The 6079-nt window shown below is 73.2% G+C and carries 5 protein-coding genes; 4 read left to right on the forward strand and 1 reads right to left on the reverse strand.

Annotated features, from left to right (window positions below; all coding sequences use genetic code 11):
• Complete coding sequence (locus E1300_RS30835; protein WP_131760621.1) at nucleotides 1-549, forward strand: GNAT family N-acetyltransferase; 549 nt, start codon at nucleotides 1-3, stop codon at nucleotides 547-549.
• Here the strand turns inward: E1300_RS30835 and E1300_RS30840 are convergent.
• Entirely contained in the window at nucleotides 542-1375 is an 834-nt protein-coding gene (locus tag E1300_RS30840) for a TSUP family transporter (RefSeq protein ID WP_242619489.1), read from the reverse strand. The two genes, E1300_RS30835 and E1300_RS30840, sit on opposite strands and share 8 nt — an antisense overlap.
• Before the next feature lie 155 nt (nucleotides 1376-1530).
• On the opposite strand from E1300_RS30840, the gene E1300_RS30845 reads away from it, so the two are divergent.
• From E1300_RS30845 to E1300_RS30855, 3 genes are all read left to right on the forward strand, one after another.
• A complete protein-coding gene (locus tag E1300_RS30845) occupies nucleotides 1531-2130 on the forward strand; it encodes a superoxide dismutase (RefSeq protein WP_131760622.1) in 600 nt (199 codons plus the stop codon).
• 386 nt (nucleotides 2131-2516) lie between these two features.
• Nucleotides 2517-4106 (forward strand): GMC oxidoreductase, encoded by a 1590-nt coding sequence (locus E1300_RS30850; protein WP_131760623.1) that lies wholly within the window; start codon nucleotides 2517-2519, stop codon nucleotides 4104-4106.
• 101 nt (nucleotides 4107-4207) lie between these two features.
• Nucleotides 4208-6055 carry a bifunctional sugar phosphate isomerase/epimerase/4-hydroxyphenylpyruvate dioxygenase family protein gene (locus tag E1300_RS30855; RefSeq protein ID WP_131760624.1) on the forward strand — a complete coding sequence of 616 codons (1848 nt, stop codon included), beginning with the start codon at nucleotides 4208-4210 and terminating at the stop codon, nucleotides 6053-6055.
• Nucleotides 6056-6079: the final 24 nt, after the last annotated feature.

The following is a 6079-nucleotide window of genomic DNA, read 5'->3' on the forward strand; positions in this document are numbered from 1 at the left end:
GTGGCCTCTCCCGAAGCGATCATCCGTCCCGCGGTCCCGGCCGATCTGGCGGCGGTGGCCGAGATCTTCGCCCACTACGTCACCGGCACCGTGATCACCTTCGAGCAGAGCCCGCCCGCCGTCGCCGAATGGCGGCGGCGGCTCGACGCGCTCGCCGGCCGGGGCCTGCCGTTCCTGGTCGCGGACGTGGACGGCGAGGTGGCCGGGTACGCGTACGCCGGTCCGTGGCGCTCCAAGGAGGCCTACCGGCGCACCGTCGAGGACTCGATCTACCTCGCTCCGGACCGGGTCGGCCTCGGGCTGGGCGGCGCCCTGCTCGGCGCCCTGCTGGACCGGTGCGCGCGGGCGGGCCTGCGCCAGATGATCGCCGTCATCGCCGACACCGGAACCGGTGCCTCCGTCGCGCTGCACAGCCGCTTCGGCTTCGCCGGCGCGGGACGCCTGGTCGGCGTCGGCTACAAGCACGGCCGCTGGATCGACACGCTGCTCATGCAGCGGACCCTGTCCCCGGAGGCGGACGTCCGAGCCGGGAGCGCGCCGGTCAGGTGACCGCCTGGACGAGGTAGAGCGCGGCCAGCGCGGTGGCCAGCAGTCCCAGCGTGAGCCGCAGCGCGGTCTCGGGGAGCCGGGGTTGCAGGCGGGCCCCCGCGTACCCGCCGACCAGACCACCGAGGCCGCAGGTCAGGCCGAGGGCCCAGTCGGGGGCGATGTCGCCGTGGGCGGTGAGGGAGAGCGCGGCATAGGCGGAGGCGCCGGTCACCGAGGTCAGGAACGTGGACGCGAGCGCGGCGGGCGCGACCTCGGTGATGGGCATGCCGCGGCCCGCGAGGATGGGGCCGAGGAGGGAACCGCCGCCGATGCCGTAGATCCCGCCGATGGTGCCGACCCCCAGCGCCAGGGTCGTGACGAAGCGCGTCGACGGCCGGCCGGCGTGGTCCTGCGGCGGGCGCAGGGTCCGGGCGCACAGCCACAGGCCCAGCGGGAGCAGCAGCGCGGCGACCAGGGCGCGGAAGACGGCCGGGCCGGGGACGGCGTAGACCCGGATGAGGGCTCCGGCGACGACGCCGGGAAGGGTCCCCGCGACCAGCAGCCGGGTGAGTGGGCCGGCGAGCGTTCCCTGGCGGTGGTAGCGGACCAGGGCGCCGGGACCGGCGACCACGTTGAACAGCAGGTTGGTCGGGGTGACGGCGGGACTCGGGACGTGCAGCAGGCTGAGCTGGACCGGCAGCAGGAACACCGCGCCCGACACCCCGACCGGCGCGGTCGCCATCGCGATCAGCGCGCCGGCGGCGAAGCCGAGCAGTTCGGCCTGCCCGGTCACGTTCTCGGCTCGGACGTCACTGGGCCACGCCTCCCCTGCGGGCCGGCGTTCCACCGGCGGCGATCGCGGCGGTCCGGGCCGACCGCCGCTGCGCCATGCTCACACGTCCCGTGCGCGCCGCGTCCACCGGCCCCGGGGTGGAGCGCGGCGGCGGCCGGACCACATCTGCATCCTTGATGCAGATGCGAACTATTTGCAATAGTGGCGGCATGACCTACACGCTTCCCGATCTCCCTTACGACTACGCCGCCCTTGAACCCGCCATCACGGGCGAGATCCTGGAGCTGCACCACTCCAGGCACCACGCCGCCTACGTCAAGGGCGCCAACGACACGCTGGAGAAGCTGGCGGAGGCCCGCGACAAGGAGCAGCTCGGCGGGCTGGTCGGGCTGGAGAAGACGCTGGCGTTCAACCTGTCCGGGCACGTGCTGCACACGATCTTCTGGGACAACCTGTCCCCGGACGGCGGCGACCGCCCCGACGGTGAGCTCGGCGCCGCGATCGACGAGCACTTCGGCTCCTTCGAGGCGTTCAAGAAGCAGCTCACCAGCGCGACCGCGACCGTCCAGGGCTCCGGCTGGGGCGTGCTGGGCTGGGAGCCGCTCGGGCGGCGCCTCATCGTCCAGCAGGTCTACGACCACCACGGCAACGTCGGCATCGGCGCCACGCCCCTGCTGGTCTTCGACGCCTGGGAGCACGCCTACTACCTGCAATACCGCAACGTCCGCCCCGACTACGTCGAGAAGCTCTGGGACCTGGTCAACTGGAACGACGTCGCCGCCCGCCTGACCGCGGCCAAGGGCGGCTGACGCCAGAGGCGGAGGACCCGCGCGGGTCCACACGAACCGCGGCGCTCACCAGGCCGGGATCATGCTCAGAACACGTTCCCTCACGGCCCGGTGGGCGCCGCTTCGCGTCCCCGTACCGAGGACGCCACCACCCTAGACCGCGTGGCCGGCCTTGAACGCCGCCACCGCTCACGTTCGTAAGCGTTCCTTGCGCACTGTCGCACGAACGGTGTCCGCGTCTAGTCAGCGCCGATCAATCGCCCACCTGCGAACTTGTCGTCCCGCCGCTACTCCCGGACGTGAGCGGCGACCTACGGTGAGGCCACGCTGATCATCACCTGACGGCGTGACGAGGCTCCTGCCCGCCATGACGGCCTCGTTCCCACCCCCGCCGAATGGAGCGATCCATGTCCGACTTGAGCCGCCGGACCCTGCTCGCCGGAGCCGCCGCCACCGCCGGGCTGGCCGCCGCCGGGACCTCGCGGCGCCCGGCCCGCGCCGCCGCGCGGACCCGGATCCCCGTGACCCGCTCGGAGGAGCGGGTCGTGATCGTCGGATCCGGGTTCGGCGGCGGCGTGACGGCCCTGCGGTTCGCGCAGGCGGGGGTGCGGTGCCTGGTCCTGGAGCGCGGCGTCTGGTGGCGCACCGGGCCGAACGCCGAAACGTTCCCGCACGCCACGTCCCCCGACAAGCGGATGTTCTGGCTTGGGTCGACCCCGACCATCTTCGGCATCTCGGCCGATCCGTTCGAGCACTACACCGGGCTGCTGGAGCAGGTGCCCGGCAACGGCATGGACATGATCGTCGCCGCGGGCGTCGGCGGCGGATCGCTCATCTACCAGGGCATGAGCCTGCAACCCAGCGAGAGCGTCTTCAACGCCACCCTGCCCGAACGGCTCGACTACGCCCGCATGGACAGCGTCTACTACCGGCGCGTCGCGCGGATGCTGAGGCTCCAGACGGCCCCGGACGAGCTCGTCGGCAGCACGACCTACAAGCCCGCGCGCATGTTCGCCGCGGACGTCCGGCGCGCCGGCTACACGGTCGAGAAGATCCCGATGCCGATCGACTGGTCCTACGCGCTGCGCGAGCTGAAGGGCGAGATGAAGCCGTCCTACACCAACGGGGACTGCGCGCTCGGGGTCAACAACGGCGGCAAGCACTCGGTGGACGTCACCTACATCGCCGCCGCGCAGGCGACCGGCCTGGTGACCGTCGCGACGCAGCACAACGTCACCGACGTCGCCATGGCGCCGGACGGGCGGTGGGAGGTGCACGCCGACCGCATCGGCACCGACGGCACCGTGCTCGAAAAGAAGATCATCACCGCGCAGGCGCTCGTCATGGCCGCCGGGACGGCCGGGACCACCAGGCTGCTGATGCGCGCCTCGGCCAAGGGCGCCATCCCGGACATGCCCGACGGCCTCGGCTCCGGCTGGGGGTCGAACGGCGACCGCATCTACGTCTGGACGGACTTCGCCGACGACTTCGGCGTCCCGCAGGGCGGCCCCGTCGTCTACGGCAGCAAGGAGTGGGACGACCCGGCCACCGCGAACACGGTCATCCAGGCGTCCCTGCCGCCGCTGCCGGTCAACCTGCGCTCCACCATGATCGTCGGTTACGGCGTGAGCGCGGGGCGGGGCCGGTTCGTCTACGACTCCAGGAAGGACGACGCCGTCCTCCAGTGGCCCAAGGGCGCCGACGACCCCCTCTACCGGCGCATCGACGAGCGCGTCACCAGGATCACCGGGTCGTCGTCGATGCTGGTCGACACGACCGGGGCGTACCCGTCGACCTGGCATCCGCTCGGCGGCGCGTCCATGGGGACGGTCTGCGACCTCTCCGGGCGGGTCGCGGGGCACCGCGGCCTCTACGTCCTGGACGGCGCGCTGCTGCCCGGCACCACCGCCGCCTGCAACCCGTCGATGACGATCGCCGCGGTCGCCGAGCGGGCCACCGACGACCTGGTCGCCAACGACGCGGGCACCGTCTTCTGACACCGTTCCCTGACGCGGTGCCGCGGCGCGTCATGGACGGCGGCCGGCCGGACGACTACGCTAACGTACTAGTTCGTCCATAAAGGGAGGCGTGCCGCGGCATGCGCAGGTCCATCGCCACCGTGTCGCTCAGCGGGTCGCTGGCCGACAAGCTGACCGCCATCGGCGCCGCCGGGTTCGACGGTGTGGAGATCTTCGAGAACGACCTGGTCTCCAGCGACATGGCCCCGGAGGACGTGCGCCGGCGCGCGGCCGACCTCGGGCTCGCGATCGAGCTGTACCAGCCGTTCCGGGACTTCGAGGCGGTCCCGCCGGACCGCCTCGCGGCGAGCCTGCGGCGGGCGGAGCACAAGTTCGCCGTGATGGAGCGGCTCGGCGCCACGCGGCTGCTGGTCTGCTCGAACGTCTCCCCCGCCGCGGTCGATGACGACGAGCTGGCCGCCGAGCAGCTCCGCCTCCTCGCGGAGCGGGCCGCCGAGCACGGGATCCGCGTCGCCTACGAGGCGCTGGCGTGGGGCCGGCACGTGAACGACGTCATGCACGCCTGGCGGATCGTGCGGGCGGCCGACCACCCGGCGCTCGGCCTGTGCCTGGACAGCTTCCACATCCTCGCCCGGGACGCCGACCCGTACCCCGTCGAGACGATCCCCGGCGAGAAGATCTTCTTCCTCCAGCTCGCCGACGCGCCGTCCCTGCCGATGGACGTCCTGTACTGGAGCCGGCACTACCGCTGCTTCCCCGGGCAGGGGGACCTGGACGTGGCCGGGCTGGTGCGGCACGTGCTGCGGACCGGCTACGCGGGCCCGCTGTCGCTGGAGGTGTTCAACGACATCTTCCGGCAGGCGGCGGCGATGCGCACCGCCCGGGACGCCATGCGGTCGCTCATCGCCCTGGAGGAGCGGGTCGGCTCCCCCGCCGCGCCGGCGGGCTCCGCGGTGCCGCCGCGTCCCGTCGTGCCGAGCGGTTTCGCGTTCGCCGAGCTGGCCGTGCCGGAGAAGGCCGAGGTGAGCGGGGTGCTCGGCGCGCTCGGCTTCGTCCGGACGGGGACGCACCGCGGCAAGCCCGTGGAGCTGTGGGAGCAGGGGGAGGCGCGCGTCCTGCTGAACAGCGGCGCGCCGGACGGCGCGGACGGGCCGGTCCTCAACGCGATCGGGCTGGAGACCCCCGACCCCGCCGCCTCGGTCAAGCGCGCGGAGGCGCTGCTGTCCCCCGTCCTGCCGCGGCTGCGCGACCCGGACGACGCGCCGCTGGACGCCGTGGCCGCGCCCGACGGCACGGAGCTGTTCTTCTGCCGCACCGCGCGTCCGGACCACCTGAGCTGGACCGCCGACTTCTCCAAGAACCGGCGGGACGCCGCGAGCGCTGTGAGCGCCGCGGGCGCAGCGGGCGAGATCACCCACATCGACCACATCGCGCTGACCCAGCCGTGGCACCACCTCGACGAGGCGTCCCTGTTCTACCGCAGCGTGCTCGGGCTGCGCCCGCACGAGAGCCTGGAGCTCCCCGATCCCTACGGGCTGCTGCGCAGCCGGGCGATGTCCACCGAGGACGGGCGGGTCCGGATGGCGCTCAACGTCGCCTACGTCGGCGCCCATGACGGCGGCCCGGACGTGGGGTGGCAGCACGTGGCGCTGGCCAGCCGCGACATCGCGGCCACGGCCCGCCGGATCCGCGCGGCCGGGCACGAGCCCCTGGCCGTCCCCGGCAACTACTACGACGACCTGGAGTCCCGCCACGACCTGGGGGCGGAGCGGCACCGGCTGCTCCGGGAGCTCGGGCTGCTCTACGACCGGGACGAGCACGGCGAGTTCCTGCACTTCTACACGGTCACGACGGGCCGGGTCTTCTTCGAGGTCGTCCAGCGGGTCGGCGGGTACCGCGGTTACGGGGCCGTCAACGCGCCGGTGCGGCTGGCCGCCCAGCACGCCCGCCCGTCCCGTCCGGGCTGAGGCCGCGCGCCGCGCGAGGGCCCG

It is taken from the genome of Actinomadura fibrosa (assembly GCF_900659615.1).
Taxonomy (GTDB): Bacteria; Actinomycetota; Actinomycetes; order Streptosporangiales; family Streptosporangiaceae; genus Spirillospora; species Spirillospora fibrosa.